Annotated in this window: 3 protein-coding genes; 1 reads left to right on the forward strand and 2 read right to left on the reverse strand. The window is 37.9% G+C overall.

Annotated features, from left to right (window positions below; all coding sequences use genetic code 11):
• Positions 1 to 1,862, forward strand: a 1,862-nt coding sequence (locus tag DIU01_RS03890; protein WP_290831934.1) for a thiamine pyrophosphate-dependent enzyme, incomplete at its 5' end; no start/stop codon positions are given.
• A 513-nt stretch (positions 1,863 to 2,375) separates the two neighbouring features.
• Here the strand turns inward: DIU01_RS03890 and DIU01_RS03895 are convergent.
• Positions 2,376 to 2,912: a DUF4136 domain-containing protein gene (locus DIU01_RS03895; protein WP_290831935.1), complete on the reverse strand. Its 537-nt coding sequence runs from the start codon at positions 2,910 to 2,912 to the stop codon at positions 2,376 to 2,378.
• Between the two features lie 72 nt (positions 2,913 to 2,984).
• The gene (locus DIU01_RS03900) at positions 2,985 to 4,961 is read right to left on the reverse strand and encodes a urocanate hydratase (protein ID WP_290831938.1); all 1,977 of its coding nucleotides are present in this window, start codon (positions 4,959 to 4,961) and stop codon (positions 2,985 to 2,987) included.
• Between the last annotated feature and the right edge of the window lie 34 nt (positions 4,962 to 4,995).

Here is a 4,995-nt window from a genome sequence, read left to right on the forward strand (position 1 = left end):
ATTATCGTGATGATGCAATGATGCTCGGAATCGGAATGCAACCTTACGATTTGATGTTGCAGTTAATGGCAAAAAAAGACGATCCGTTTTCGGGTGGGCGAACTTATTATTGTCATCCGAGTTTGAAAGATGCTGATAAACCTAAAATTCCGCACCAATCATCAGCTACAGGTATGCAAGCCATTCCGGCAACTGGTGCAGCGATGGGATTTTGGTATAAAGAAAATATTGGAATTCAAGATACTAATCAAGAGAAGCCAATCGTAGTTTGTTCACTTGGTGACGCATCAGTTACCGAAGGAGAAATCGCCGAAGCATTACAAATGGCAGCTTTAAAACAACTTCCAATTTTGTATTTGGTACAAGATAATGGCTGGGATATTTCGGCAAATGCTGCTGAAACTCGTGCGCAAAATGCGTTCGAATATGCCAAAGGTTTTCACGGAATTGAAGCCATTTCTATAGATGGAGCTAATTTTACCGAAAGTTATTTAGCCGTTCAAAAAGTTGTAAAAACCATTCGTGAAGAACGTCGTCCGTTTTTGGTGCACGCCAAAGTTCCTTTGTTAAATCATCATACTTCTGGAGTTCGAATGGAATGGTATCGAGACGATTTGGAAGAAGCACAATCACGTGATCCTTATCCGGTTTTGATAAAACAAATGTTGGAAGCTGGAATTACACAAAAAGAAATAGACCATCAATTGGCTGTGGCTTTAGCCACTGTCCAAAAAGATTTTGACAAAGCACAACTAGCCGAAGATCCAACACCAGAAGATTTATTTACACACGATTTTGCGCCAACGCCAATCACAGAAGAAGTTGGTGAACGAAATCCAGAGCGTGAAGATAAAGTCGTTATGGTAGATTGTGCACTTTTTGCTGTCGAAGAATTAATGAAAAAACACCAAGAATGTTTGTTGTACGGACAAGATGTTGGCGGACGTTTAGGCGGAGTTTTTAGAGAAGCAGCGACTTTAGCACAAAAATTCGGAGACGATCGCGTTTTCAATACGCCAATTCAAGAAGCTTTTATCGTTGGTTCTACTGTCGGAATGTCGGCAGTTGGATTGAAACCAATTGTCGAGGTGCAGTTTGCCGATTACATTTGGCCAGGATTGAACCAATTGTTTACCGAAGTCAGTCGTTCGTATTATTTATCCAATGGGAAATGGCCTGTGAGTATGATTCTTCGTGTTCCAATTGGAGCTTATGGAAGTGGTGGACCTTATCATTCGTCGTCTGTAGAAAGTGTTTTGACCAATATTCGCGGAATAAAAATCGCGTATCCAAGCAATGGTGCCGATTTAAAAGGATTATTAAAAGCCGCTTATTATGACCCAAATCCAGTTGTGATTTTGGAGCATAAAGGTTTGTATTGGAGTAAAGTAAAAGGAACTGATGCGGCAAGAGTCAACGAACCAAGCGAAGATTACATTTTACCTTTCGGAAAAGCGAATATCGTTCAAGAAATTTGGGAACAAGAAACCGATGAAACCATAACCATTATTACATACGGAATGGGCGTTCATTGGGCTTTGAATGCTTCAGCAACGATGAAAAATCAAGTTGAGATTATCGATTTACGAACCTTATATCCTTTGGATGAAGAAACTATTTTCAAATCGGTTAAAAAAGCTAAAAAATGTCTTGTAGTAACCGAAGAACCAACAAACAATTCCTTCGCAAGAAGTTTAGCTGGATTAATCCAAGAAAATTGTTTCAAATATCTTGATGCGCCAGTAATGGTAATCGGTTCAGAAAATATGCCAGCAATTCCATTGAACAGTACTTTAGAGTTTACCATGATTCCGAATGTGGATAAAGTGAAAGCTAAAATGGAAGAACTTTTAAGATATTAGTTTGCAGTCTCAGTCTCAGTTTTCAGTATCTGCTAACTGCGACTGAAAACTGAATACTTTTTAAGAAGCTAATCCAGCTTTCCATTGCAAGTTTTTGTAAACAATGCTTTTTTTGTAAGTCATAAAAAGAGCTTCCTTTGGTCGCTTTTTTATGCCAACAAAAAATAGCATTCTTTCACAAAAAGCTTTCCATTGCAATCTGGGCTAGGGCAATTGGGTTTAAAACAACATTTGATTACAATCCTACAAGGTTAAAAAAAACCTTGCAGGATAAGTAATTTAAACAAATAGTCTTTTGAAATGATGCCTCTATTCAATACATAAACTATCTAGCCCTGATTGGAGAAGTTACCATGTAACTCGGAAAGCAGGAATAAGGAAACCAAAAGGAACCAAGCCATTCGCTCCTGATATTCATCAGTATAAAGCATAAAAAAACACTATTTCGAAAGTACGAGATAGTGTTTTTTTATATTGTTTAAAAGCTGTAAACTGCAATCTGAAATCTGCCTACTATTTTTTCGGTGGATATTGTGCTAAGATTTTAGTAACAAATTCGTTGATGAGTTTGTCTTTTCTATCGGCATTTCCGGTTAGAACACCTTCGCCTTGACCTTGCCAGATTAGTTCTTTTTTCTTGGCGTCGATGATGTCAATGGTTAAAATTCCTTCAGTATATCGATTTACTGAGGTGTTATTGCCCCACATCCATGGATTCCAGCCAAAACCCCAACCCCAGCCAAAACCCCAGCCAGCATTAAATTGGTTTACATCTACTTGTTCTCTTTCTTTAGTGAAGAAATTGATTATTACATCGGGTGTTTCACTTTTAGAAAAACCTTTTGCTGCTAGTTGTTCGTCGATTGCATAGAGAATTCTTCGTTTGTCCAAATCGGATATTTCGACTTTATCAATGCCGCTTTTGTGGTACGCATAGGTTTTGTAGTTTTCAAAGGTCGCCTTTTTGTCGTAATCATAACTTACTCTAACCGAACTGCACGAAGCTAGAACGAAGAGTAGAAGTAACGGTAAAAATTTTGTTGTTTTCATAGTATTTTATTTTATTTTTCAAGTGTGAGATTTCGGGTTTGAGAAGCTTAACTTGAAACTTTAAACCAGAAACTATAATAATTCTTCGTCCACTATATTAGGGATGGTAATTTTCAATAAAGGTTGCGTCTCCATGGCTCTTTTTATTGCAAAAATTGCTCCTTCGTTTCTTGCCCAACTTCTTCTTGAAATTCCGTTGTTAACATCCCAGAAAAGCATTGATTCTAAGCGTTTTGATGCTTCTTTAGTTCCATCAAGAACCATACCAAAACCTCCATTAATTACTTCACCCCAACCAACACCACCACCATTATGAATGGAAACCCAAGTTGCGCCACGGAAACTGTCTCCGATTACGTTTTGGATGGCCATATCGGCAGTAAATCGAGAGCCGTCATAAATGTTTGAAGTTTCTCTGTAAGGCGAATCGGTTCCTGAAACGTCGTGATGATCACGTCCTAAAATTACATATCCTATTTCGCCACGAGCAATGGCTTGATTGAAAGCTTCTGCGATTTTTATTCTTCCTTCGGCATCGGCATAAAGAATTCTTGCTTGTGAACCAACTACCAATTTATTTTCTTGTGCACCTTTTATCCATTGGATATTATCGGCCATTTGCTGTTGGATTTCTTCAGGAGAATTTTTCATCATTTCCTCTAGAACATCGCAGGCAATTTTATCGGTTTTTGCTAAATCTTCGGGATTTCCTGAGGCACAAACCCATCTAAATGGTCCGAATCCGTAATCGAAACACATTGGTCCCATAATATCTTGAACGTAACTGTTGTATTTGAAATCGATGTGGTTTTCTGCAAAAACATCGGCTCCAGCGCGAGAAGCTTCTAGTAAAAAGGCATTTCCGTAATCGAAGAAATACGTTCCTTTTTCAGTATGTTTATTTATCGCAGCCGCATGACGACGCAATGTTTTTTGAACTTCTTCCTTGAATTTATCAGGATTATTTGCCATTAAATCATTAGATTCTTCAAATGTGTAACCGATTGGGTAATAACCTCCAGCCCAAGGATTGTGCAATGAAGTTTGATCAGAACCTAAATCAATATGCAGGTTTTCTTGGTCAAAACGTTCCCAAACATCAACTACATTTCCTAGATAAGCAATGGAAACCACTTCATTATTATCTAATGCTTTTTTAACTCTTGGAACTAATTCATCGATGCTTTCAATCACTTCATTAATCCAACCTTGTGAGTGACGAATGTGAGTTATTTTTGGATTTACTTCGGCACAAACGGTAACGCAACCTGCAATATTTCCTGCTTTTGGTTGTGCGCCTGACATTCCGCCAAGTCCGGATGTAACGAATAATCCTCCTTTTGGAGATTTTTTTATTTTTCTGAATCCATTTAAAACGGTGATTGTAGTTCCGTGGACAATTCCTTGCGGACCGATGTACATGTAACTTCCTGCAGTCATTTGTCCGTATTGAGAAACGCCTAAAGCATTCATTTTTTCCCAATCATCCGGTTTTGAATAATTTGGAATGACCATTCCATTAGTGACAACGACTCTCGGTGCTTCTTTGTGTGAAGGAAATAATCCCATTGGATGGCCAGAATACATGGCTAAAGTTTGCTCATCGGTCATTTCTGCCAAATATTTCATCGTCAATAAATACTGTGCCCAATTTTGAAAAACAGCTCCGTTTCCACCATAAGTAATTAGTTCATGTGGATGTTGTGCCACAGCATAATCCAAATTATTTTGGATCATTAACATTATAGCTTTCGCTTGTTCGCATTTACCTGGATATTCTGAAATTGGTCGTGCGTACATTTTGTAATCAGGACGCAAACGATACATGTAAATTCTTCCGTAGGTTTCTAATTCGGCTTTGAATTCAGGAAGTAATTCGGCATGATGTTTAGGTTCAAAATAGCGTAAAGCATTTTTTAAGGCTAATTTTTTTTCCTCTTCTGAAAGAATTTCTTTTCGCTTTGGCGCATGATTTATTTCAACTTCATAAGGCTTCGGATTTGGTAAAACCGATGGAATCCCTTGTAATATTTGTTCTTGAAAAGTCATTTTGAGTTTATGGTTTATAGTTTGTTGTTTATAG

It is taken from the genome of Flavobacterium sp., assembly GCF_003525665.1.
In the GTDB taxonomy this organism is placed as follows: Bacteria; Bacteroidota; Bacteroidia; order Flavobacteriales; family Flavobacteriaceae; genus Flavobacterium.